A 22,551-nucleotide genomic window follows, 5' to 3' on the forward strand; every position below is an offset into this window, starting at 1 on the left:
CCCTTCGGCGAATCGAGGCTCAGATGCAGACCAACCCCCGGCTCAACATCCGGAAAGTCAGCTGGTCCAACCCGGTCGGCGCAGACTTGCGGGCCGCCCAGCAGGCCGAACTCGATGCCCGGTTCGGGTTTGCCGACCACGAGCCGGGGCCCAAACCGTCCGAGGCGGACACTGCGGTGTTCCTCGTAGCCTACGACAAGGGGTCAGGCCAGCCGGTGGGCTGCGGCGGCCTGCGGCTGCTCGATTCCGGGACTGCGGAAATCAAGCGCCTCTACGTTCTGCCTTACACCCGCGGTTCAGGCGTGGCGAGCTCCATCCTGGCTGCCCTCGAGGCCGAGGCCTTTGCCCAGGGCATTACCCGGGTCACGGCGGAGGCCGGCTCGGTGCAGACTGACGGCCGCAACTTCTACGCGAACTCCGGCTTCAGCCAGGTTCCCAACTTCGGCCCCTACATCGGCGTCGAGCACTCGTACTGCTTCGCCAAGACCATCAACTCCCGCACCGCCGCGCACACAGCCATGGCCTGAGCGACCTTCATTAAAGAACGACATTAAAGAACGACGGCGGCCGTCACACTCCGGTGGGGCAGGCCGCCGTCGGCTAATCTCGCGCTATGGAAACCAAAGACATCACGTTCCGCACCCGCAAGTGGGTGCGGCCCGAGGACCTCAACGCCAACGGCACGCTGTTCGGTGGCAGCCTGCTGAAGTGGATCGATGAGGAAGCGGCGATTTACGCCATCCTGCAGCTGGGCAACGGCCGCGCGGTCACCAAGTACATCTCCGAAATCAACTTCGTCAGCTCCGCGGTCCAGGGTGACCTGATCGAGATGGGCCTGACCGCCACGCGCTTCGGCCGCACGTCCCTGACCATGCGAGCCGAGGTTCGCAACATGATCACGCGGCAGAGCATCCTCACGATCGAGGAGATCGTGTTCGTGAACCTGAGCCCCACCGGCAAGCCGGAACCGCACGGCTACACGGAAATCACGTACGACCGCGACCGCATCCCCACCCACCACCTCACCGAAACACTTCAGCAGGACTAGCGGCCCGCCGTCGTCCGCTTTACAGCCTGCCACCAGCCGCCATGCCCGCCAGCCTTACCGGGAAGCGAGCTTCAGCAGCCGGTCGCGCAGCGGCTGTCCCCGTTCGGCGAGGGCTACGCCCGCCATCGCGGAGGAGGCCAGCCTGAGCAGCTGGGTCCGGAGCGCGCGCTGCCGGTTGTAGGCCCTGAGCGCGTCTTCCAGGGGCCTGGCATTCAGAAGCTCCGCCAGCGTGACAGCGTCAACGATCGCCTCACAGGCGCCGCGGCCAAGGTTCGGCGTCATGCCGTGGGCGGCGTCGCCGGCCAGGACGGCGCCCGGCCGCACGAAGCTGCGGAGGCCGGGCGTGGTCCAGATCCGCTGCGCGAGCGTGGCCTCTGGCATGGCCTGCTCCAAAACCGTCCGGACGGCCGGCGCGCTTCCGGCGAAACGCTCCTGTGCCTGTTCCAGGGCCTGGGCAACATCGACGCCTGCCGGGCCCAGGCCGGAGCGGAACGAGGCGTACCAGTAGGTCCTGCCGCCCGCCGCGGGCGTGATGCCGAACAGCTGTCCGCGCCCCCAGTATTCCCCGCCGGCGTTGTCCTGGACGGGCGCCGGAAGGACGCCGCGCAATGCCAGATACGGCGTCAGCCTGGCCTGCGACCTGGTGCCCCAGAAGGCGCGGCGGACCACGCTGTGCACGCCGTCCGCCCCCACCAGCAGGCCCGATGCCAGCGGTCCTGTTGCGGGGATGTCGTCCACTCTGCCCTCGATACGGTGCACGGAGGCGGGCACGGCGGCGTCGAGGATCCGAATGAGGTCCGCGCGCGAGACGCCCATGACCCCGCGCACCTCGGGTGCCACCAGGGCAGTGCCGGCGGCGGCGCGCAGGGCCATCCCGCCGAAGGTGGTCCCCGCCTCCCTGATCAGCGGCAGCACGCCGAGAACCGCCAGTGCCGCCTGCGCCTCCGGCCACATGGCCAGTGACGTCTCCACCGCCGGCACACCGGACCGCTGCTCATGGATGGCGACGTCGAAGCGCTGCGGGTCCAGGCCGGCCGCGAGCGCGAGGCCGGCGATGCCGCCGCCGATGATGGTTATGGCTTCCATGGACCGATGGTAGCCTTCCTCCCCGTGACCGGTCCTCCCCCGCGGAGGCGGCCGGGGCCCGGGCCCGGGCCCGGGCCGGTCCTGCGGCGCGGCTAGGCCGACGGCCAGCCGGTGTAGGCCTCGGCAAGGTACGCCTGGCCGTGCCGGGAGGACACCACCGAGTTCAGCTCGCCCAGCTGGCGGGCGCGGGCGAAGTCGCCGGCGTCGGCGGGGGTGTGCAGCATGGTGGTCATCCAGTAGGAGAACTGCTGGGCCTTCCACACCCGGTCCAGGGCCCGGTCGCTGTACGAGTCCAGCAATGCCGTGGAGCCGCTGTTGTAGTAGCTGTCGAGCCCTTCGAACAGCACCTTCACGTCATGGATGGCCAGGTTCAGGCCCTTGGCGCCCGTCGGCGGCACGGTGTGCGCGGCGTCGCCGGCCAGGAACAGCTTGCCGTGCCTCATGGGGGTGTGCACGAAGCTGCGGAAGGGCAGGACCATTTTGTCGATGACCGGGCCTTCCTTGAGTTCGAAGCCGTTGCCGTTGACCCGGCTGCGGAACTCGGCCCAGATCCTCTCGTCGTTCCAGTCGGCCGGGTTTTCCTTGGGGTCGCACTGGAAGTACATGCGCTGCACGGTTTCGGTGCGCTGGCTGATGAGGGCAAAGCCGTTCTCGGAGTTGGCGTAGATCAGCTCGTCGGAGCTGCGGGGTGCCTCGGCGAGGATGCCGAACCAGGCGAACGGGTATTCGTGGAAGTACCACTTGCGGTGCGCCTCGGGGATCTGGAAACGGCAGTGGCTGCGCGAGCCGTCCGCACCGGCGATGAAGTCGGCCTGCAGTTCGTACTCCCCGCCGTCGGCATCGGTGAACCAGACCTTGGGCCTTTCCTCGATGCCGTGGATGGTGGTGTCGGTGACGCTGTAGCGGACGTCGCCGCCGTCGGCTTCCCTGCGGGCGGCGAGGTCCATGAAGACGTCGGTCTGCGGGTACAGCCAGACCGACTCCCCCACCAGTTCCTTGAAGTCGATGCGGTGGCTCTCGCCGTTGAACCGCAGCTCGATTCCGTCGTGCCGGTCCCCTTCGCGCAGCACGCGGTCGGACACGCCACCGTCGACGAGCATACTGACTGTGCCGTGCTCCAGGATGCCGGCGCGGACTGTCTCCGAGATCTCCTGGCGGCTGCGGATCTCGATTACGGTGGATTCGATGCCGGCCTTGGCCAGCAGATGGGACAGCATAAGTCCCGCGGGGCCTGCGCCCAGGATGGCCACCTGGGTTTTGATGGTTTTGCGTGCTGCCACGATGTTCCTCGCTTCATTGCGGGGCCCTCGGCGGAAGTCAGGGCCGGCGTTTCTTTCTGCCTAACAGTGTGCGCCGGAGAATGTGAACGGCGTTACGCCGATTCCATTGAATGGAATACGTTTGTGCCCTCCACGTCGCCCAGGCGCCGGGCGATGCCCCTGGCAGCCGTCTGCAGCGCGGGGACCAGCGCCTGAAGGCGAACCTCCTTCAACGGAACGACGACGCCGAGCGCCGCCACCGCGCCTTTCTTGCCGTCCAGCACCGGAACCGCAATTCCCCAGGTTTCGGGGTCGATGACGCCAGCAAGTTGGGCGTACCCCAGGCGACTGGCCTCGGCGAGCAACGCGCGGAGGTTCTCCACCGTCACTTTTCCGGCGGGATCATGGAACTGGCCAAGGTACTCGGCCTGGACAGACTGCGGCTGATGGGACATCAGCGCCAGGCCCGCGGAGGAGATGTGAACTGCCAAGCGCCCTGCAATCTGGGCGCGGTTGGCAACCGATCCGCGGCGCGAGAGCCGTTCCACGAAGAGGGCCTCCCAGCCCTCGAGCACCGCCAGGTTTACGTTCTGGTTGAGGACGTGCTGGATGTCCTCCATGAACGGCATCGCCGCTTGCCGGAGTGCCAGCGTCGGTGAATTGCGGTTCACGAGCTCCCACAGCCGCAGCCCCAGCCGTACGGAACCGCCGGGCGTCGTTTCGAGGAGCCCATGTGCCGCCAGCTGCCGGACCAGCCGGTGCGCCGTGGTCAGCGGAAGCTGTGCACGCGCGGCAAGTTCGGAGAGCTGCAGAACAGTGACGCCTTCGGGAAAGGCGGCGATCACGCGGACCACGCGGTCCACCACGGAATCACCGGAGACGGAATTTGCCACGGTCACTGCTTCCAATGAATGGTTTGGGTTGTCCCAGATTACATCTACTGGTGATACAAATCTCATGTCGCACCGCCCGCGCCGGCCCCAGGCCCGGCAACAGCTTCCATTCCACCCAGTTCCAAAACCGAACAACGAGGTTCACATGACCACGCTTCCAGCCACCCGTCGTTCCCAATGGCCCGTTTGGCTTTGTTGGCTCGCCATGGTGTTAGACGGATTCGACCTGGTGGTGCTCGGCACCGTCATTCCCACCTTGATTAAGACCCAGGACCTCGGGTTCGACGCTATCGGGGCCACGTATGCCGCCACCATTTCGCTGGTGGGCGTAGGGATCGGTGCCTTGTTCATCGCACCACTCTCGGACCGCTTCGGACGCCGCCGGCTGCTGGTTGCGTGCGTCGCCTGGTTCTCCCTGTTCACCCTCGCAGTGGTCTTCGCCCCCAACGTCGCCATGTTCGGTATCTTCCGGCTGCTCGCAGGCGTGGGGCTCGGCGCCTGCCTGCCCGCGGCCCTCGCTTATATGAACGACTACGCCCCGGCCGGAACGGCAGGAAAGTCCACCACCCGGACCATGACCGGCTATCACGTGGGTGCCGTGGCCACCGCGTTCCTGGCCATCCTGGTGGTGCCGGACTGGCGCATCATGTTCGTGGTGGGAGGGGTTGCCGGGTTCGTGCTGGTGCCGTTCCTGTGGTTCCGGCTCCCGGAAACGCTGCCTCCTGTCCAGGCAGGATCCGGCAGGGACGGCCGGGGTGCAGCGGCTCCCGCGGCCCCCGCAAACGTTCCGGCCCACGCTGCCCGGGCACACCGCCCGATTGCCGTGCCGGCAGCCGAGCCCGAAGCGGCGCCCGCATCGCTCCTGCCGGCAGAGGCCTCCGCCGGGCGCGCCAGCTTCCGCGACCTTACGAAAAAGCCCTACCCGCTCGTGGCGCTGGGAATTGCCGTGGCATCCTTCATGGGACTCCTGCTGGTGTACGGCCTGAACACCTGGCTGCCGCAGCTCATGTCCTCCGCCGGGTACACCGTGAGCACCGGCCTGGTGCTGTTGCTCGTGCTCAACGTGGGCGCCGTCGTGGGTCTGATCGTGGCAGGCATCCTGGCGGACAAGCACGGCACGAAAAGGATCGTCCTGCTGTGGTTCGGCCTCTCCGCCGTGTTCCTCGCCGTCCTCAGCATCAAGATGCAGAACGAATTCCTGCTCAACGCCGCCGTCTTCGTCACCGGCGTCTTCGTCTTCAGCTCGCAGGTCCTCGTCTACGCGTGGGTCAGCCAGCTCTTCCCGGCGCGGCTCCGCGGCACCGCCCTCGGCTTCACCGCCGGGGTGGGCAGGTTCGGGGCGATCATGGGACCTGCCGTCACCGGAACGCTCGTAGCCGCCGGCATCGCGTACCCGTGGGGCTTCTACGTCTTCGCCGTCGCCGCCGTCCTCGCGGTCGTTGCACTGGCGGCCATCCCCCATGCCATCGCCGCGGCACCCGGCCGGGAACCCGCCGTCGAACGCTCAAAGCAGACTCCTTCCGCTGACGACGGCGGCAGGTAACCTAGGGTCGGTAAGTTCACTTACCATCCAGGGAGGCTGCCCCATGACGGACCGGATCGCTGACATCTGGGGCGGGCGGACACCGCACGGAAGCGGGCAGGCGTGGCCCGAGCGCGTGGACCAGGTTTTGGCCGAGGGTCTGGCCGAGGGCGACGTGGACCGCTGGGTGCAGTCGGCCTGCGTCCTGTGCAGCAACGGATGCGGGTGCGACATCGCCGTCAAGGACGGAAAGATGGTGGGCATCCGGGGCCGGGCGCAGGACCGGGTGAACCGCGGCAGACTGGGACCCAAAGGCCTCTACGGCAGCTGGCAAGGCGAGGAGCACCGGGACCGCCTGACCCGCCCGCTGATCCGGGTGGACGGCAAGCTGGTGGAAACCGACTGGGACACCGCCATGGGCCGAATCGTGGAGCGCAGCAAGGAACTCCTGGCGTCGAAGGGTCCCCTCAGCCACGGCTTCTACACCAGCGGCCAGCTGTTCCTGGAGGAATACTACGCACTGGGCATCCTCGGCAAGGCCGGGATCGGCACGCCGCACATGGACGGCAACACCCGGCTCTGCACCGCCACCGCTGCTACCGCGCTGAAGGAGTCCTTCGGCGCCGATGGCCAGCCGGGCAGCTACGAGGATGTGGACCACTGCAGCGCCATCTTCCTCTATGGCCACAACATGGCGGAGACGCAGACGGTGCTGTGGGCCCGGGTGCTCGACCGGCTGGACGGGCCCAATCCGCCAAAGCTCGTGTGCGTCGATCCCCGTGACACCGAGGTGGCCCGCCGCGCCGACGTGCACCTTGCGGTCCATCCGGGCACCAACCTCGCCCTCATGAACGGCCTGATCCGCGAGGTGTTGGCCAACAACTGGATCGACGAGGACTACATTTCCCGGCACACCGCCAACCTGGAGCAGCTGCGCAGCGTGGTAGAGCCGTGGACGCCCGAGAAGGTCGCGGAAACATGCGGTGTGTCAGCTGCCGATGTACGGCGCGCCGCCGAGATTTTCGGCACCGGGGAGAAGGTGCTGTCTACGGTCCTTCAGGGCTTCTATCAGTCCGCCCACGCGACGGCCTCGTCCTGCCAGGTCAACAACCTGCACCTGCTCCGCGGCATGCTGGGCAGGCCCGGCTGCGGCCTGCTGCAGATGAACGGCCAGCCCACCGCCCAGAACAACAGGGAATGCGGGGCCGACGGCGACCTGCCGGGCTTCCGTAACTGGGAGAATCCGCAGCACGTCGAGGACCTGGCCCGGCTGTGGAACGTGGATCCCGCCATCATCCCGCACTGGGCACCGCCGACGCACGCCCTCCAGATCTTCCGGTACGCCGAGCAGGGCTCCATCGGGCTGCTGTGGATTTCCGCGACCAACCCGGCCGTGTCCATGCCGCAGCTGGAACGGATCCGGCACGTCCCGGAGAAGGAGAGCCTGTTCCTGGTGGTGCAGGACATCTACTTCACCGAAACGGCGCAGTGCGCTGACGTCGTCCTCCCCTGCGCCGCCTGGGGTGAGAAGACCGGCACGTTCACGAACGCCGACCGCACTGTCCACCTGTCCGAGAAGGCCGTGGAACCACCCGGCGAAGCCAGAAGCGACCTTGACGTGTTCCTCGACTATGCCCGCCGGATGGGGTTCACGGACAAGGATGGGCAGCCGCTGCTGGACTGGTCCGGTCCCGAGGACGGCTTCGAGGCCTGGAAGGAGTGTTCGCGCGGCCGGCCGTGCGACTACACCGGGCTCAGCTACGACAGGCTGCGCGGGGGCAGCGGCATCCAGTGGCCCTGCACCGAAAGCCAGCCGGACGGGACCGAACGGCTCTACACCGATGGTGATTTCCCCACCGCACCGGAGTACTGCGAGTCCTTCGGCCACGACCTTCTCACCGGCGCCACCACCGGGGAGATCGAATACAAGGCAACGGTGCAGCCGGGGAAGGCCTGGCTGAAGGCGCTCGACTACACTCCTCCGCACGAGGAGCCCGACGCCGAATACCCGCTGCGCTACACCACCGGCCGCACGGCATACCACTTCCACACCCGGACCAAGACCGGCCGGAGTCGCCGCCTGAACAATGCCGCCCCGGAGCCGTGGATCGAGATGTCCGTCGAGGACGCGGCCCGGGCGGGGTGCCAGGAAGGGGATATCGCCCGGGTGACGTCTCGCCGCGGCAGCCTCGAGGTTCCGGTCCGGGTGGGCGACATCCGGCCCGGCACCGTTTTCGCGCCGTTCCACTACGGATACTGGGACGTGCCCGACGGCCGTGCTGCCGCCGGCACCGGGACCGGGGATCCCGCCGTCGTAAATGCCGACGGCGGCCACCACCGCGCCGCCAACGAGCTCACCATCACCGAGTGGGACCCGGTGTCCAAGCAGCCGGTGTTCAAGAACGCCGCCGTGCGGGTGGAAAAGCTGCGCAGCGGCGACGGCCCGTCGAAGGCTCCGGACACCACCGCATCCCGCCGTGCAACAGGAGCCCAGCGATGAAACTGCCTGTCTACATCGGCCTGCTGGATGAGGCGGAGGCCACGCTCGCATCGTCATTCCGGGTAGTGGCGGACGGCCACGGGGACGAACCCGACGTGCATTTCATCCTGCAGACCTTCGCCAAAAAGTGCGACGCCCACCGCGAAGCGCTAAAGCCGGTTATCGACCGCTACGGCGAGGACGTCGAGGGCGAGGAGGAACACCGGCTGACGGCCAACGGCGTAAAGGAGGTCCGCTCCGGGCCGCTGGCACTGATGCTTGACCTGCAGGACCTGTACGTCCTGGTCAACCACATCGACGTGACGTGGATGATGGTGGGCCAGGCCGCGCAGGGCGACCAGGACAAGGAACTGCAGGCCATCGTGACGCAGTGCGAGGGCGACTCCGAACTGGAGATCAGGTGGCTGCAGACCCGGATGAAGCAGGCAGCACCGCAGGCACTCCTGGTTGCCGAATAGCGCTTAGCCCGCTGCCACTCCCGCCGAAGCGCGCCGCGTCAGCCGGGTCCACACGGCGGGGGCCAGCACCACCGCGATTCCCACAGCGGCGCCGATCACGGTCTCCACGATGCGGTCCCGGAGCAGGATGCCGGGCGCTGCAGGCGAGACGAGCAGCGTGGAGCTCAGGGCCAGCGGCGTCACAAAGACCTGCGCCAGCACGTAATTCCGGGCGATGAAGAGCTCGGCACCGAACTGGCAGACCGCGATAACGAGGACCGTCTGCCAGGGCACAGGCTGCAGCAGCAGGATGCCGGCCAGCAGGATCAGGCCGAGCACGGTGCCGATGATCCTCTGGACGCCGCGGGCGATCCGGTGCCGCGTGGTGCGTCCCACCAGCGGGACCACAGCCGCCACCATGGCCCAGTAGTTGTGCCCGAAGCCGAGCCGCTGGCCAACGAGGGTGGCAAGGGTGCCGGCGACCCCGGCGGCCACGAGGTAGCCGACCGCTTCAAGTCTGGCCGTCCGCTTCTCCTCGGCGGTCAGCCGGGCAGGCGGGGGCATCTCCCACGGGGTCCGGTGGCTGCGCAGCACGCGGGAGGACAGCCCCACCGCCAGGCAAAAGAGTGTGGTCAGGACGGACACCAGCATGCACTGCCACAGCGGAGGCTGGCCGGGGATGGACGCGATCGCGGCGAATGCGAAGATGTGGAACAGCGAGCCGGCAGGCCGGTGCCGCCACCGGGCGATCACCAGCGAGCAGCCGCCGGCCACGAGCGTCGTGGCCAGCACCTGCAGCCAGGTGCTGGCCTCCGGGGAGACCCCGCCGGCGTGCATGGCGCGGGCGGTCAGCGTGGCCAGGAGGATCACCAGCAGCATGAGCGCGCCGGCCCGGACCTGGATGAAGAACCGCTTGCGGTGCAGCTCGCCGCGGCCGTAGATCCCGGTGAAGGCGCCGAAGGACGCAAAAATCGCCAGGTCCAGGCGGCCCAGCAGCACGAGGGTGATCAGCGGCACGAACACGCCCACGGCACACCGCGTGGCAACATGATGGTCCTTGTTTGCCGGGGCAAGGGTGAACATCTCGGCCAGCAGCTTCACGGGGGAATCGCGCCTTTCGTTGCAGTTTGGAACTGACGACGGCGGCCCTGGCGTCCGCTTACCAGTTTAAGGGGGCGGGCCCCGGCTTTCCCTATTTGGTGGCGTTGGTGCGGGCGTCGACGGTGACCACCTCGAAGGTGGTGGCGTTCGGCACTCCAAACTTGGCATTGACGGCGGCGAGGGTGTCATCGAACAGCGCGGCCGTCGTCGGGATGTTGAAGTCGGGGCTGGTGATGACCTCGCGCAGCTTTGCGGTCGATTCGTGGAAGTTCACGCGCAGCCGGCTGATCTGGTTGGAGAAGTTCTGCACGGCCCAGACGGTGTCGCCCTTGACCAGGACGCCGTCGACGTTGGCCACCTTCACGCCGGTGATCTCGGTGCTGTTGCCGGTCCGCGGGCTGACCGTGTACAGCGTCTGGTTGCCGGTGTGGGCCACCACCAGGCGGCGGGCGTCGCGGGAGTAGGCGATGCCGTTGAGGTTGAACTGCTTGCTGGTGTCTGCCGCGGGGCCCTTGATGGTCAGCGTGCGGACGCTGCCGAGGTCGCCGTCGTCGTCCACCGGGATGAAGTACAGCTCACCCTGGCGCGAATTGGTGAACCAGGCGCCGCGGTCCGTGAGCGCCACGTCATTGATGAAGGCTTCCTTCGTGGTCAGCTGGTAGGTCCTGACCGTCTTTCCCGTGTCCGTGTCGTAAACGTAGGCCTGGCCGCCGGGCCCGCCGGCCACGAACAGCAGGTCGTTGTGCCGGTCCGCTTTCATGCCCACTGCCATCCTGCCATCGGGCGCATCGATGAACCTGGTTGCCTTGTCCCTGCGGATGTCGCCGCGGTAGATGTCCCCGGTGATGAGGTCACCGGCAAAGAACCTGGTGCTGCCGGCGGCCGCGATGCCTTCGGCGCCCTTGGCGCCGTCGAGCAGGATGACGGGGGCAACCTCGCCCGAACGGGATGGCACTGCTTCCCCGGCGGAAGCGACCGGCGCGGGGACCAGGAGCGCGGCGAGGGCGAGGAATCCCGCGGCGGCACGGCGGCGTGTGTGGCCTGGACTGATGATGATGGACATGACGGTGCTCTCCACGAGTCGACTTTTTTTCGTGCGAGCAGGCCGTTGTACGGGAGCTCCGCACGCTGGTCCCTTCAGTCTAGGTACCGGGCCGGAGGCTGGCCATAGCCCGGGAGAGAAGCGGCGGCGGGTACTCCCGCTCCAGTCATACAGATGTTTCGCGGGATCGGAACGCCCGGGCAATCCCCCTGTAACAGGCGCCGGGCAGGCTGGCAGCATGAAGCCCTCCGAACTCAGCTGTGAAGTCTGCGGGCAGATGCCCGAGCCGACCAAGACCCGCCTCACCCTGGCCAATGTCGCCGTCATGCTCCCGATCGAACTGCTGGTGCACGCGCTGGTAGTCCAGACGCACCTGCCCTACGTGGCCAAAGTGCTGGTCCTGACGCTGACGGCCACCGTCCTGGTGATCTGGGTGGCCGAACCGTCCGCCGCACGGATCCTGCGGCGGTGGCTCCACGCACCTGCACTCCGCCACCGGCGGAGGCTTGGCACGGCCCCTGCACTGTGGCGGGCCAGGACCGTTCTCCGCGACGAGCCCGGCTCCCTCAAGCGGATCACCAGGTCGTTGGCGCTGCTGGACACCAACATTCTGGGCATCCACGCCCACCCAATCCGGGGCGGGGTCATGGACGAATTCGTGCTGTCCGCCCCGGGCGGGGTCAGCGAGCGCCAGCTGCTGGAGGCGCTGGCGGACGGCGGCGGACGGAGCACGCAGGTCTGGCCCACCACCGCCCTGGCCATGGCCGACGGCCAGACCAAGGCCCTGAGCCTGGCCGCCCGGATCGCCGCCGCTCCGGGGGAACTTCCGCTGGCGGTGGCGGAACTGCTGTCCGCCAGGATCCTCGACCCCGGCAGCGAGTCAGCCCGTCACGTCCAGGCCAGCGGCGCCGAAACGAACGACGCCGGCACCATCCTGAAGATTCCCACCGCCTGGCACGGGCCCATCACCTTCTTCCGTCCCGGCGAGCCGTTTACACCCGCCGAATCGGCCCGCGCCCACCGGCTCGCCGAGCTCGCCGAAATCCTGGCGCACAGGGAGCCCCTGCGGGCAGGTCAGAAGCCAGAGGGGTTGCGGGGCGTGTAGCTCTCCTCGAGGCGCCGGACCTCCGTCTCGGTCAGGTCAAGCTCGACGGCGGCAGCGGCGTCGTCGATATGGCGCTCCTTGGTCGCCCCGATGATCGGTGCGGTGACGGCGGACTTGCCCGCACTCCAGGCGAGAGCGATCTGTGCCATCGGGACGCCGCGTTCGTCCGCGACGGCGGCGACGGCGTCGACGATGGCCTTGTTCGCGTGCTCGTCCTGCTTGTACAGTCCCTTGCCGAACTCGTCGGTGTCCTGCCGGGTCCCGGATCCGGCAGCACCCCACCCAACCCCGCCGGCCGGGAACGCAAGCCCCACCAAGAATCCGAACGGAGCACCATGCTTACCGCAGAAGACACCCAGGACAAGGAACGCCCCCTCCGCGAGGCTGTCCGGGACACGCTCCGCACCAGGATCTTCGAGGGGCATTACGTTCCCGGCACCCGGCTGGTGGAACGGGACCTCGCCGCAGAATTCAACGTCTCCCGCCTTCCCGTCCGGGAAGCGCTGAGGATGCTCCGCCAGGAAGGGCTCATCAGCGACCGCGGGGCACGGGGTGCCGAAGTCAGCACCCTCAGCGCCAAGGATGTCGAGGACCTCTTCGACGTCCGGCAGTCGCTGGAGGTGCTGGCCTGCCGGCTCGCCGCCACCCGTGCCACGGCTGAGGACCTCGGGCACCTGAAAGGGCTGCTGGACGAGGCCGACCGCTGCCTGGCCAAGGGCGCCGTCATTGAGGCACACCGTGCCAACAGCAAATTCCACGACGCGATCACCGGCATCGCCGACAACAACTTTCTCAAATCCGCGCTGGAACCCCTGCAGGGGCGTATGCACTGGCTGTTCCGCCACGTGAGCGACCTGCCGGAACTGATCCAGGAACACCGGGACCTGTACGAGGCCATCGCCAGCGGCGACCCCGACCGCGCCGCCGCCCAGTCGGCCTCACACATCGGCAAGTACCGCGAACAGTTCCCCGAGGACTTCCAGAAAACGGAACCAGCCCTGCACCGGAAGAAAAAATGAAGCTTCTCGTCATCAACCCGAACATCAGCGAGGACGTCACCGCGCTGATCGAGTCCGAGGCCCGGCGCTCCGCGTCACCCGGCACCAGCCTTGTGGTCCGCACCGCCGGCCACGGGGTGGAGTACATCGAAACGCGCTTTGAGTCGCTCATCGCGGCGGGCGCCGTCGCCGAGATCATCGCCGAACACACCGCGGACCCTTCCCCGGAAGACCGGATCGACGGGATCGTGGTGGCCGCCTTCGGCGACCCGGGGATGCCCGCCCTGAAGGAACTTACAGATGTGCCGGTCATCGGCATCACCGAGGCCGCCCTCTGCGCCGCCGCACTGCAGGGGCAGCGCTTCTCCATCATTGCCATCTCCGACCGGATCCGCCCGTGGTACCGGGACTGCGTGGAGCACTTCGGCCTCGGCGGACGGCTGGCCTCCATCCGCTCCATCAATGAAAGCCTGAACAGCATCGGTTCCGTGCAGCAGGATTTCCAGGAAACCCTGCTGGCGCTCAGCCGCCAGGCGGTCAGCGAGGACGGAGCCGACGTCGTCATCCTCGCCGGCGCACCCCTGGCGGGACTGGCCCGCGAACTCCGCGGCCAGATCCCGGTTCCCGTGGTGGACGGCATTTCCGCCGGCATCAAGATGGCCGAGGCCGTCGTCGAACTGCAGTCCGGCCTGCACCGGGCCGGCGCCTTCGCCCCGCCGCCGGTCAAGGCCCGCAAGGGCCTGTCAGAGCATCTCGACGCCGCCCTCACCGCCGCCCAGACGGCAGCAAACGCCGCGGCCCCCACCAACTAAACCCATCAGCTTCCCAGTCAGGAGGACAACGATGTCCCGCATCCCCGAACTCGTCATCGCCAACGGCACCGTGGTCAACAGCTTTGGCCGCCGGCAGGCCCACGTGGTGGTGACCGGCGGCCGCATCAGCCAGCTCGTTGACGCCGCAGAACCCGCACCCGAGGCGCAGCGCACCATCGACGCCGGCGGCCTGCTGGTGATCCCCGGCGGCGTGGACGGACACTGCCACGTGGCCCAGGTGACCGGCCGGTTCCGCACCCTGGACGATTACCGGACCACCTCAACCGCTGCCCTCTGGGGCGGCACCACCACGATCATCGATTTCGGCATCCCCCGTGATGCCTGCGAAACCCCGCTTGCGGCCGTGCTCAATAAGAAGGAACTGGCTCAAGAGTCCCGCTGCGACGTGGCGCTTCACGGCTCCGTCATCAGCTGGGACGAGACCGTGCCGTGGCAGCTCGAACAGCTCGCCGCCGAGGGCGTCCGCTCCGTGAAGATGTACACCACCAACCGCGGCACCACCATGGCCGACGGTGACACCATCCTGAAGGTAATGCGTGAAATGGTCCGGCTGGACGGGCTCACCTACATCCACGCCGAGCACGATCCCATCATCAGCGACTGCACCGCACAGCACGCCGACGACGGCCGGATCGGCATCGAGCACCTGCACAGGACCCGTCCCGAACTGGCCGAGGAAATCTCCGTGAAGGAAACCCTGGCCATGGCCGCGTACACCAAGGCTCCCGTGTACTTCGTCCACCAGTCCACGCCGGGGGCAGTGGACCTGGTCACCGAAGCGCGGTCCCTCGGCCAGGAGGCCTACTCGGAAACCTGCCCGCACTACCTCACGCTCGATGACACCGTCTACGGCTCGGGCTTCCCGGAGTGGTACGCCTGCTGCCCACCCATGCGCAGCCCGGAAACCGTTGCCGCGCTCAAGGAGCGGCTCGCGGCCGGCGCCATCCACACCGTGTCCTCGGACCATTCCTGCTATGACCTGACCCAGAAACGGGAACGCACCGACGACGTCCGCGCCATGCCGCACGGGCTGCCCGGCGTGGAGACCCGCATGCCCGTCACGTTCACGGCCATGGCTGATGCCGGCAGCACTGTCGAGGAGTTCGTGGAGGTCTTCTCCGCCGGCCCGGCGCGCATCAACGCCCTGCCGGGGAAGGGCGCCGTCGCCGAGGGCTTCGACGCGGACCTCGTGCTCTTCGATCCCGCCGAGCAGCGGACCGTGGACGGCGGCGCGCTGCACATGGGCAGCGACTTCTCGCCGTTCGACGGCCGCACACTGGCGGGGTGGCCCGCCGTCGTGGTTTCCGCAGGCCGGGTGGTGCTGGACCGGGAGGGCTTCCATGATCCGGGGGCCGTGGGCCGCTTCGTGGCCCGGAACGGCTTCCGGGAACACCACGCCGCCATTGCTGATCTGTCCCCCGCCACCCTCTAGGAGCATGCCATGACCGCCGTCAAACGCACCACCCGGATCGGCATGATCGTGCCGTCCTCCAACACGTGCCTGGAGCCGCAGAGCTACCGGATCCTGGGCGACCGCACCGACGTCACCATCCATTTCACTCGGATCCCGGTCACCCGGATCGCGCTGGACGACTCATCGGACAGGCAGTTCGACCCGGCCGTCATGCGCGAGGCCGCCCGGCTGCTGGCGACGGCGGACGTGGACGTAATCGCGTGGAACGGCACCTCCGGCTCGTGGCTGGGATCCGGGCATGACCGCGACCTGGTCCACGAGATCACCGACGCCACCGGCATTCCCGCCACGACGTCCACGCTGGCGTACCTGGAGGCGTTCCGCACGTTCGGCACGGAGCGGATCGGCCTGTTCACGCCGTACACGGAGGACGTCAACCACGCCATCATCGGCTCCTACGAGCGGGACGGCATCAAGACCGTGAGCCACCGCTGCCTGGGTCTGAGCGACAACGAGTCCTTCGGCCGGGTCACGGACGACGAGATGCGTCCGGGCTCCCTGGAGCTTGCGGCTGACGCCCCCGACGCGCTGATCTACCTCTGCACCAACCTGTACGGCGCCAACATCGCGGCGGAGATCGAAGCGGGCACGGGTGTTCCGGTGCTCGACTCCGTGGCCGTCACGCTCTGGCACTGCCTCAAACTCGCCGGATCCCCCTTGCTCGCGCCAAAGTGGGGCCGGCTGCTCGCGGACTGACCCTGCGCTGCTGGCGGCTTGGGAGCCGCCAACAGCGCACTACATCCGGACTTTCAGAGCCCCCGGGTCCACCCAGATGGTGAGGTGTTTGACGGTGCCTACATGGTCGCCGTCGAGCTGGAATTCCTCCTCGTGTTCCAGGCTCACTTCGACCTTCTTGCCCTGGAAATACTCTGCAGATTCCTTCTGGTTCTTCCGGCGGCCGAAGATGCCGGCCGCAACGCCGAGCCAGCCAAAGTGCCCCTTGGGGGCCAGGACCAGCAGGTCCAGCACGCCGTCGTCGATCTTGGCTTCCGGGAAAATCTCGATGCCGCCCATGATCCGGCCGCAGTTTCCGGCCATCACGCTGCGGATCCGCCGTTTGACCGGGTGCTTGCCTTCCACGCGGACCGTGGCCCTGACCGGCTTGCCGGGCAGTTTGCGGATCCCCGCTTCAACGTAGGCGAGCCAGCCCATCCGGTCCTTCAGGGCGTCCACAGTATCGGCCATGATCGCTGCGTCATAGCCGACGCCGGCCATCACCAGGAACACGTTCTCGTCGTCGGACCCGTCAAAGGTGGTCCTGGCGACGTCCACCGTCCGTTCGGTGCCGTTCAGGACGTCGTAGGCGGCGGAAATGGGGTCGGTGATGTCCACCCCCATGTTGCGGGCCAGCAGGTTGCCGGTCCCCAGCGGCACCAGCCCGATGGGTGTGTCCGTTCCGGCCAGCGCCTCTGCCACGCACCGGACGGTGCCGTCGCCGCCCGCGGCCATAACGACGTCGACCCCCGCCTCGAGTGCCTCCCTCGCCTGCCCGACGCCCGGGTCCTCCGGTGTGGTCTCCAGCCACATTGGCTCGGCCCAGCCCTGTGTTTCGCACAGCCGGTACAGCGAGGCTTTGAGGTCGGCGCCAACAGCCTTGGCGGGGTTGACCACGACGGCGGCCCGTGGCGGCGAGGAAGCGTTCTGGGCTGTCATGGCGTCCTTCAGCTGCGGCGGAGGGCCCGAAAGCCCTTGGAACTCACATCGTAGCCGCGTTCCCCGGTTCTGGGGATGAACCCGCCAATCCGGCTGCAAGTTCCTCATGTCCTCTGCCCGCAATAAGTGGCCTCAGGGCGCGGCCTCCGGCCATTCGGCGCTGCGGCGGTCCAGGACCGAGGCAGCGGCCACGGCCAGAATGAAGGCGGAGACCAGGAACAGCGGAAGCCGGGGCTCCGGGCTCATGACCGCGCCGGCCGCCACCGTGCCTGCGGACCCGGCGGCGATCTTTAGGGCACCAACCCAGACGAAGACCTGCCCGCGGACGTGCGGCGGAGCAAACTCGCTGCGGGCGGCCAGTGTGGCGGCGAAGAAGTATGAGTTCAGAAGCCCGGCCACCGCATAGGCGGCAACGGCCGGCACAAAGGACACCGACAGTGCGGCCACGGCGAGCGCCGCGGCTACCAGCACAGCGAGCCGGGTGACCAGCCGGTCGGCATCACCGCGCAGCGGCCGGAGCATCACGGCCGCCGAGCCAGCCAGTCCGCCCAGCCCGTAAGCGGCCGTCAGGACACCGGCGGCGGCCGGCTGGACCTGGAACATGGCGGCGGAGGCGACGGCTGTGATGGGCAGTGCCGCGACTGAGAACGCCACCGTCACGGTCAGGTACAGCATTCTTCGGAGCCGGCCGGAGGAAACCATGATCCGGAGCGTCCGGAAGGGGCCGGGAATGTCGGCTGACGCCGCGGCGGGAGGGGCGTAGGGCAGCAACCGCACGACGCCGGCCGCAACCAGTGTGGCCGCAGCAAGAATGAGTGCGGCCACAGTGGCGCCGGCCCATGCCGAGACAGCGGCCACGATGCTCGGACCGATGGTTCCGCCGATGCCGTAGGTGGCCACGTCCCAGCCCTGGGCACGGCGCTGGCCGATCCGGTCCTGCCCGGCGATCGCAGGAAGCCTGCTGCTGATGCCCCCGGTCAACAGCGGCCCGACGAGCCCCGAAACCACCAGCAGGATGCCGGTGACCGGCCATGCCACCGGGTACAGCAGCACGGCAGCCGCCAGGGTGGCGCCATGGACGATGCACGCCCACGCGATCAGGACGCGTCCGTCGCGGCAGGAGTCCAGGCTCGGTGCCACCAGCGGGCCCAGCAAGTGGGGCCCGGTGATGCAGGCGCCGAGCAGGCCCGCGAGCCAACCCGGCCCGCCGGCTGTTGTGACCATGAGGACAATCGCTACAACCGCTCCGCCATCCGCTGTCCGCGCCACCGCCGCCGCCGCCACGTAGCGGGCCAGTCCGCCACCGGCCGGGGTCGGGCCCCGCTCTGTTTGTTGCCCCCGCGCATCCTGTCCTTGTTGTTCCGCCATGCTGCGATCCAAACTACCCATGCCGCACGTCCTCAGGAGCCGAGGCCCGAGAGGCGCAGGGCCTCCTCCACCTTGGAGCGGCCTCCGGCGTCGAGGCTTTGCAACGGCCGGGGCAGGCACGGCACCTCGACCAGGCCGAGCACTTCGGCCATGGTGGCAGTGACGCGCAGGCTCCCGTAGGTGCGGAAGAGCGCCCATACGGGCTCCAGCGCGGCAGAGGCATGAAGCGAGGGATCAGCCACAGCGGAATCGACAATGACTTTGGCCGTTTGCGGAAACAGGCCGGCGATGACGGAATACCAGACGTCACACCCGGCGAGCATTGCCTCCGCTGCCGCCCAGTCTCCGCTGATGCCGAGGGTGACGCCGCCGGGAACCACCGCCCTGAGCCGGGCGATCCGGGCAGCAGCCTGGCCCGGCGCCGGGGGCGGGAACTTGATTGAGGCGATGCCGGGAAGTTCGGCGATGCGGCCGTGGAGTTCATCGGTGAAGGTGAACCCCGTGGTGGCCGGATTGTCGTAGACGGCCACCGGCAGATCGGACGCGGACGAGACCTCGCAATAGAGACGGTAGACCTCTTCTTCGGTCAGCCGCTGATACGACACCGGCGCCAGCAACAGGCCCGAGGCGCCGGCAGCCTGGGCATCTTCGACGCACGCAAGCACGTCACGGGTCCGCATGGCGCCGACACCGGCCACCACCGGAATCCCCTGGGCAGCCTCAACGGCTGCCTCCACAACCTTGCGCCGTTCCTCGCGAAGCAGGTAGGTGTAGATGCCCGTCGACCCCAGCACGCCGATGGAATCCACCCCGGCGTCTGCGCAGCGCGAGACGAGACGCGCAAACGCGGCTTCGTCGACGATCTCTCCGACCAGCGGAGTGAGGGGAAATGCACAAAGGCCGGTAAACACGGACTGGTCCTCTTTTTCAGTTCAGCGTTGGTTCAGCCTTCATGCTCACAGCCGGATTGGTCCTAGCATAGATCCAAGAATCGATAACTTAGGAGGACCAAGATCGAAGCTGAACTGCCGCTGGTTCTCGACCAGCAGAGCCGCGTTCCGCTTGCCGCCCAACTGGTCGCCCGGCTGCGGGAGGCCATCCTGGAAGGAACCCTCAGGCCGGAGCACTCGCTTCCGGCGTCGCGGCGCCTTGCCGCCGGACTGGGTGTCTCCCGTGGGGTGGTGGTCCGCGCCTACGAGCAACTGGCCGGCGAGGGGTACCTGGAAAGCCGCGGCTCCGGGGGCACCCGCGTGGCGGTCCGTTCGGACGGCCGGGGCATGGTCCCGGAAAGCCTGCAAGCAGGATCCGGCACGGAACAGACTGCTGCCATCGACCTCACGCCGGGGCGGCCGTCGGGCACCCCCTTCCAGGACCGCGACTGGCGGGCCGCCTGGCGGCAGGCCGTTGCCGAGCCGGTGGAGGTTGAGCTACCGGATGCCCTGGGCACTCCGGCCCTTCGCACGGCCGTGGCCGATCACCTCGCCGCGTCCCGCGGACTTACGGTAAGTGCCGACGACATCATCATCACAGCGGGCACCAGTGACGCCCTGCATCTGGCGGTCGCAACACTCCGTGCCCAGGCGGACCGGCCCCGCGTTCTGATGGAGGACCCGGGCTATCCCACGGCCCGGCGGGTGCTTTCCGCGGCCGGCGCCGCAGTGGAAACCCTGCCGGTTGCCGTCGACGGGCCGCAGGCGGCACAGCTTGCGTCCGTTGATCCCCGCCCTGACGCCATCCTGGTGACACCCAGCCACCAGTACCCCTTAGGCGGCCGGATGCCGGTGCAGGAACGGCTGGCGCTGCTGGCGTGGGCTGAGGCCAACGGGGCGCTCATCCTCGAGGACGACTACGACAGTGAATTCCGGCACCGGCGGATGCCCCTGCCCGCCCTCGCCTCGTTGCCGTCCTCGGCTGAAGTCGTCCTGGTGGGCACCTTCTCAAAGTCGCTGAGCCCCTGGCTGCGGTGCGGCTACCTGGTGGTGCGCGGCACCTCCGGGCAGCGCCTAAAAAACACCCGGCGTGACCTCGGGTCACCCGTTCCCGGGGTACTGCAGTCGGCCTTGGCCAACTACATCACCGGCGGCGGCCTCGCACGCCACATCGCCCGGGCACGGCGCCAGTACTCCCATCGCCGCGCACTCCTGCTCGACCGGCTCGGAGGACGGGAAGACCTGCAATTGGCAGCCCTCGACGGCGGCCTGCACGCGGTCATCCGGCTCCAGCCGGACATTCCTGCCGCGCGTCTGGCCGAGGAAGCACTGGCACTCGGGGTCCGGGTCGTTACGCTTGGAAGCTACTTTTTCGGACGGACGCCGGAAAACGGCCTGGTCATCGGGTACGGCGCCCCGACCGACCTGCAGCTGGCCGCCGCACTGGACGTCATCACCGGCATCCTCGACCGAATGGCGGAGAGCGCCGCTTAACGCTGCCGCCGGCCGCCCGGCCTGGCAAAACGGCCCGGGGCACTTGCCGCCGGGAGCACGTGCTGAAAGTGTCAGTGCCCCGTGGCGAGGAAGAAGGCCAGGGTGAGCATGAGCAGGGCGACACCGCCGTCGAGGATGCGCCATGAAGCGGGCCGCGCGAAGAAGTTGCTGAGGCCGCGCGCCCCGTAACCGATCAGCGGAAACCACAGTGCGCTGCCCGTGGCAGCGCCCGCGCCGAAGAGCCATTTGCCGGGATCGCCGTGTGTGTTGGCCAGTGAGCCCAGCAGTACGAGCGTGTCGAGGTACACGTGCGGGTTGAGCCAGGTGATGGCGGCGGCGGTAAGCACCGCCGACCAGACAGTCCCCTTGCCTGGAGCATCTGCAGCCTTCAGCGCCCCGGGCCGCAGGGCCCGCCGGGCAGCGAAGACCGCATAGGAAAGAAGGAACGCGACGCCGAGCCAGCGCACCACAGTGAGCAGGACCGGGGCGCCCTGGATGAGCGCACCAATTCCGCCGACGCCGGCAAAGATCAGGACAGCATCGCTCACGAGACACATGAGGACGACCGGCAGCACGCCTTCACGCTTGAGGCCCTGCCGCAGGACGAACGCGTTCTGGGCTCCGATGGCGACGATGAGGCTGAGGCCGGCGCCGAAACCGGTCAGGAAGGGGATCATGCCTTCGACGGTACGGCTCGAGAATCTTAAACACAATTCATTTTTTCTGCAGTTCCATTAGAATCTCTTCATGGAACTCGATCAGCTCAGGGCCTTGGCCGCCGTCGTCGACCACGAAACCTTCGATGCCGCGGCAAGCGAACTTCGCCTCACGCCCTCAGCGGTGAGCCAGCGCATCAAAGCCCTGGAACGCTCGGTGGGAAGCGTCCTGGTGCGCCGCCTCAAGCCGGTCCGGCCAACGCCGGCCGGCGAGCAGCTCCTCCGCTCGGCCCGCCAGCTCCTGCTCCTCGCCGACGAGGCGGTCCTTGCCCTCCGCGGTTCCGCGCCTGCGGAGGCGGACGGTGGCGGACTGCCCGGTGCCGGACGGCTGCGGGTTCCGGTCGTGGCCAATGCCGACTCGATCGCAACGTGGCTGCCGGCCGCTTACCGGGAGATTGCGCTTGGCGGGCGGGTGGCCCTTGAGCTGCTTCGCGACGATGAGCATGCCACGGCCGATCTCCTGCGGTCCGGGGACGCCGTCGCAGCGATTACCGCGGATCCCCGGCCGGTGCAGGGATGCACTATCCGCCCGCTGGGCATCATGGTGTACCGGGCGAAGGCATCACGTGAGTTTGTGGCCCGCTGGTTTCCCGACGGACCCACACCGGAGGCCCTCGCCGCGGCCCCGGTCATGCAGTACGACCGGAAGGACACCCACCAGCTCGCCGTCCTCGCGCGCGTCGCCCCGGACGCCACGCCCCCGCAGCACTTCATTCCCGATTCGGTCCAGTACGTCGAATCGGTGCACGCGGGCCTGGGATGGGGCATGGTGCCCGACCAGCAGGACCCGGAGAACGAACTCGTGGAGCTTGACCCTTCGTGGAGCGAGGACCTCCGGCTCTACTGGCAGGTGTGGACGCTGGACTCGCCGGGCCTCACAGAGGTGACGGACGCCGTCGTTCGCGCCGCACAGGCGCTGCCGCCGCATGGCGGCTAGTTAGCCCCGTCAGCCAGCCTGACCGCACCGCCCGGCCGCCCGTCAGAGGCTGCGGGGAAGCCATTAAACGCAGCAGCGGCGGATGCCAAAGCATCCGCCGCGGCCGGATCCGGGTGCCGCCCGGCCGGGGGGGCCGACGCGCGGGTAGGCGTTATC

22 protein-coding genes are annotated in these 22,551 nt (G+C 68.2%); 12 read left to right on the top strand and 10 right to left on the bottom strand.

The genetic code is table 11. The features are described 5' to 3' along the window. Positions 1–23 precede the first annotated feature (23 nt). Together ACFTR6_RS12490 and ACFTR6_RS12495 are read left to right on the top strand one after the other, a co-directional pair. The gene (locus ACFTR6_RS12490) at positions 24–527 is read left to right on the top strand and encodes a GNAT family N-acetyltransferase (RefSeq protein ID WP_087871999.1); all 504 of its coding nucleotides are present in this window, start codon (positions 24–26) and stop codon (positions 525–527) included. A gap of 86 nt (positions 528–613) precedes the next feature. Beyond that, positions 614–1,048 carry an acyl-CoA thioesterase gene (locus tag ACFTR6_RS12495; RefSeq protein ID WP_076799544.1) on the top strand — a complete coding sequence of 145 codons (435 nt, stop codon included), beginning with the start codon at positions 614–616 and terminating at the stop codon, positions 1,046–1,048. A 54-nt stretch (positions 1,049–1,102) separates the two neighbouring features. Here the strand turns inward: ACFTR6_RS12495 and ACFTR6_RS12500 are convergent, their stop codons facing one another. The 3 genes from ACFTR6_RS12500 to ACFTR6_RS12510 all read right to left on the bottom strand — a co-directional run bounded on the left by ACFTR6_RS12500 (position 1,103) and on the right by ACFTR6_RS12510 (position 4,286). After that, a complete protein-coding gene (locus tag ACFTR6_RS12500) occupies positions 1,103–2,134 on the bottom strand; it encodes an FAD-dependent monooxygenase (RefSeq protein ID WP_377958150.1) in 1,032 nt (343 codons plus the stop codon). Between the two features lie 92 nt (positions 2,135–2,226). Then, entirely contained in the window at positions 2,227–3,351 is a 1,125-nt protein-coding gene (locus tag ACFTR6_RS12505; protein ID WP_377958193.1) for a 4-hydroxybenzoate 3-monooxygenase, read from the bottom strand. Between the two features lie 155 nt (positions 3,352–3,506). Continuing rightward, positions 3,507–4,286: an IclR family transcriptional regulator gene (locus ACFTR6_RS12510; RefSeq protein ID WP_377958151.1), complete on the bottom strand. Its 780-nt coding sequence runs from the start codon at positions 4,284–4,286 to the stop codon at positions 3,507–3,509. 145 nt (positions 4,287–4,431) lie between these two features. On the opposite strand from ACFTR6_RS12510, the gene ACFTR6_RS12515 reads away from it, so the two are divergent. Genes ACFTR6_RS12515 through ACFTR6_RS12525 form a run of 3 tightly spaced genes read left to right on the top strand, consistent with a single transcriptional unit; the run spans position 4,432 to position 8,766 of the window. Next, positions 4,432–5,829 (top strand): MFS transporter, encoded by a 1,398-nt coding sequence (locus tag ACFTR6_RS12515; RefSeq protein ID WP_377958152.1) that lies wholly within the window; start codon positions 4,432–4,434, stop codon positions 5,827–5,829. 43 nt (positions 5,830–5,872) lie between these two features. Beyond that, positions 5,873–8,308, top strand: coding sequence for a molybdopterin oxidoreductase family protein (locus ACFTR6_RS12520; RefSeq protein WP_377958153.1), 2,436 nt, complete (start codon positions 5,873–5,875; stop codon positions 8,306–8,308). Further along, positions 8,305–8,766 carry a hypothetical protein gene (locus ACFTR6_RS12525; protein WP_377958154.1) on the top strand — a complete coding sequence of 154 codons (462 nt, stop codon included), beginning with the start codon at positions 8,305–8,307 and terminating at the stop codon, positions 8,764–8,766. Before ACFTR6_RS12520 ends, ACFTR6_RS12525 begins: the two co-directional genes overlap by 4 nt. Before the next feature lie 3 nt (positions 8,767–8,769). On the opposite strand, the gene ACFTR6_RS12530 is transcribed toward ACFTR6_RS12525, so the two are convergent. Then, positions 8,770–9,846, bottom strand: a complete 1,077-nt coding sequence (locus ACFTR6_RS12530) for an FUSC family protein (RefSeq protein WP_377958155.1) — start codon at positions 9,844–9,846, stop codon at positions 8,770–8,772. Positions 9,847–9,937: 91 nt separating this feature from the next. Next, positions 9,938–10,924 carry a hypothetical protein gene (locus ACFTR6_RS12535; RefSeq protein WP_377958156.1) on the bottom strand — a complete coding sequence of 329 codons (987 nt, stop codon included), beginning with the start codon at positions 10,922–10,924 and terminating at the stop codon, positions 9,938–9,940. Between the two features lie 202 nt (positions 10,925–11,126). Between ACFTR6_RS12535 and ACFTR6_RS12540 the strand changes: the two genes are divergently transcribed. Continuing rightward, a complete protein-coding gene (locus tag ACFTR6_RS12540; RefSeq protein WP_377958157.1) occupies positions 11,127–11,993 on the top strand; it encodes an amino acid-binding protein in 867 nt (288 codons plus the stop codon). Here the strand turns inward: ACFTR6_RS12540 and ACFTR6_RS12545 are convergent. Further along, complete coding sequence (locus ACFTR6_RS12545; protein ID WP_377958158.1) at positions 11,963–12,307, bottom strand: aldo/keto reductase; 345 nt, start codon at positions 12,305–12,307, stop codon at positions 11,963–11,965. The two genes, ACFTR6_RS12540 and ACFTR6_RS12545, sit on opposite strands and share 31 nt — an antisense overlap. Positions 12,308–12,328: 21 nt before the next feature. Between ACFTR6_RS12545 and ACFTR6_RS12550 the strand changes: the two genes are divergently transcribed. The 4 genes from ACFTR6_RS12550 to ACFTR6_RS12565 are packed head-to-tail and all read left to right on the top strand — an operon-like array spanning position 12,329 to position 15,994. Next, on the top strand, positions 12,329–13,012 hold the full coding sequence (locus tag ACFTR6_RS12550; RefSeq protein WP_377958159.1) for a GntR family transcriptional regulator: 684 nt from the start codon (positions 12,329–12,331) through the stop codon (positions 13,010–13,012). Beyond that, positions 13,009–13,803, top strand: a complete 795-nt coding sequence (locus ACFTR6_RS12555) for an aspartate/glutamate racemase family protein (RefSeq protein WP_377958160.1) — start codon at positions 13,009–13,011, stop codon at positions 13,801–13,803. Before ACFTR6_RS12550 ends, ACFTR6_RS12555 begins: the two co-directional genes overlap by 4 nt. A gap of 31 nt (positions 13,804–13,834) precedes the next feature. Next, positions 13,835–15,256: an amidohydrolase family protein gene (locus ACFTR6_RS12560; protein ID WP_377958161.1), complete on the top strand. Its 1,422-nt coding sequence runs from the start codon at positions 13,835–13,837 to the stop codon at positions 15,254–15,256. A gap of 9 nt (positions 15,257–15,265) precedes the next feature. Next, the gene (locus ACFTR6_RS12565; RefSeq protein WP_377958162.1) at positions 15,266–15,994 is read left to right on the top strand and encodes an aspartate/glutamate racemase family protein; all 729 of its coding nucleotides are present in this window, start codon (positions 15,266–15,268) and stop codon (positions 15,992–15,994) included. A gap of 39 nt (positions 15,995–16,033) precedes the next feature. Here the strand turns inward: ACFTR6_RS12565 and ACFTR6_RS12570 are convergent, their stop codons facing one another. The 3 genes from ACFTR6_RS12570 to ACFTR6_RS12580 all read right to left on the bottom strand — a co-directional run bounded on the left by ACFTR6_RS12570 (position 16,034) and on the right by ACFTR6_RS12580 (position 19,230). Further along, complete coding sequence (locus tag ACFTR6_RS12570) at positions 16,034–16,951, bottom strand: diacylglycerol/lipid kinase family protein (protein ID WP_377958163.1); 918 nt, start codon at positions 16,949–16,951, stop codon at positions 16,034–16,036. A 132-nt stretch (positions 16,952–17,083) separates the two neighbouring features. Next, positions 17,084–18,319 carry an MFS transporter gene (locus tag ACFTR6_RS12575; protein WP_377958164.1) on the bottom strand — a complete coding sequence of 412 codons (1,236 nt, stop codon included), beginning with the start codon at positions 18,317–18,319 and terminating at the stop codon, positions 17,084–17,086. A gap of 32 nt (positions 18,320–18,351) precedes the next feature. After that, a complete protein-coding gene (locus ACFTR6_RS12580; protein WP_377958165.1) occupies positions 18,352–19,230 on the bottom strand; it encodes a dihydrodipicolinate synthase family protein in 879 nt (292 codons plus the stop codon). 162 nt (positions 19,231–19,392) lie between these two features. Between ACFTR6_RS12580 and ACFTR6_RS12585 the strand changes: the two genes are divergently transcribed. Beyond that, positions 19,393–20,742: a PLP-dependent aminotransferase family protein gene (locus ACFTR6_RS12585; RefSeq protein WP_377958194.1), complete on the top strand. Its 1,350-nt coding sequence runs from the start codon at positions 19,393–19,395 to the stop codon at positions 20,740–20,742. Positions 20,743–20,813: 71 nt separating this feature from the next. Here ACFTR6_RS12585 and ACFTR6_RS12590 read toward each other — a convergent pair whose 3' ends face one another. Then, positions 20,814–21,419, bottom strand: coding sequence for a LysE/ArgO family amino acid transporter (locus ACFTR6_RS12590; protein WP_377958166.1), 606 nt, complete (start codon positions 21,417–21,419; stop codon positions 20,814–20,816). Between the two features lie 70 nt (positions 21,420–21,489). Here ACFTR6_RS12590 and ACFTR6_RS12595 point away from each other — a divergent pair, with 70 nt between their 5' ends. After that, positions 21,490–22,395, top strand: a complete 906-nt coding sequence (locus ACFTR6_RS12595; protein ID WP_377958167.1) for an ArgP/LysG family DNA-binding transcriptional regulator — start codon at positions 21,490–21,492, stop codon at positions 22,393–22,395. Positions 22,396–22,551: the final 156 nt, after the last annotated feature.

The sequence above is a fragment of the Arthrobacter sp. NPDC057009 genome (genome assembly GCF_042673905.1).
Classification (GTDB): domain Bacteria; phylum Actinomycetota; class Actinomycetes; order Actinomycetales; family Micrococcaceae; genus Arthrobacter.

Excerpts from the sequence above, each read along its gene's own strand:
- ACFTR6_RS12490 (WP_087871999.1), top strand. The coding sequence starts at position 24 with ATGCAGACCAACCCCCGGCTCAACATCCGGAAAGTCAGCTGGTCCAAC.
- ACFTR6_RS12495 (WP_076799544.1), top strand. The coding sequence starts at position 614 with ATGGAAACCAAAGACATCACGTTCCGCACCCGCAAGTGGGTGCGGCCC.
- ACFTR6_RS12500 (WP_377958150.1), bottom strand. The coding sequence starts at position 2,134 with ATGGAAGCCATAACCATCATCGGCGGCGGCATCGCCGGCCTCGCGCTC.
- ACFTR6_RS12505 (WP_377958193.1), bottom strand. The coding sequence starts at position 3,351 with ATGCTGTCCCATCTGCTGGCCAAGGCCGGCATCGAATCCACCGTAATC.
- ACFTR6_RS12515 (WP_377958152.1), top strand. The coding sequence starts at position 4,432 with ATGACCACGCTTCCAGCCACCCGTCGTTCCCAATGGCCCGTTTGGCTT.
- ACFTR6_RS12520 (WP_377958153.1), top strand. The coding sequence starts at position 5,873 with ATGACGGACCGGATCGCTGACATCTGGGGCGGGCGGACACCGCACGGA.
- ACFTR6_RS12525 (WP_377958154.1), top strand. The coding sequence starts at position 8,305 with ATGAAACTGCCTGTCTACATCGGCCTGCTGGATGAGGCGGAGGCCACG.
- ACFTR6_RS12540 (WP_377958157.1), top strand. The coding sequence starts at position 11,127 with ATGAAGCCCTCCGAACTCAGCTGTGAAGTCTGCGGGCAGATGCCCGAG.
- ACFTR6_RS12550 (WP_377958159.1), top strand. The coding sequence starts at position 12,329 with ATGCTTACCGCAGAAGACACCCAGGACAAGGAACGCCCCCTCCGCGAG.
- ACFTR6_RS12555 (WP_377958160.1), top strand. The coding sequence starts at position 13,009 with ATGAAGCTTCTCGTCATCAACCCGAACATCAGCGAGGACGTCACCGCG.
- ACFTR6_RS12560 (WP_377958161.1), top strand. The coding sequence starts at position 13,835 with ATGTCCCGCATCCCCGAACTCGTCATCGCCAACGGCACCGTGGTCAAC.
- ACFTR6_RS12565 (WP_377958162.1), top strand. The coding sequence starts at position 15,266 with ATGACCGCCGTCAAACGCACCACCCGGATCGGCATGATCGTGCCGTCC.
- ACFTR6_RS12570 (WP_377958163.1), bottom strand. The coding sequence starts at position 16,951 with ATGACAGCCCAGAACGCTTCCTCGCCGCCACGGGCCGCCGTCGTGGTC.
- ACFTR6_RS12575 (WP_377958164.1), bottom strand. The coding sequence starts at position 18,319 with ATGGCGGAACAACAAGGACAGGATGCGCGGGGGCAACAAACAGAGCGG.
- ACFTR6_RS12590 (WP_377958166.1), bottom strand. The coding sequence starts at position 21,419 with ATGATCCCCTTCCTGACCGGTTTCGGCGCCGGCCTCAGCCTCATCGTC.
- ACFTR6_RS12595 (WP_377958167.1), top strand. The coding sequence starts at position 21,490 with ATGGAACTCGATCAGCTCAGGGCCTTGGCCGCCGTCGTCGACCACGAA.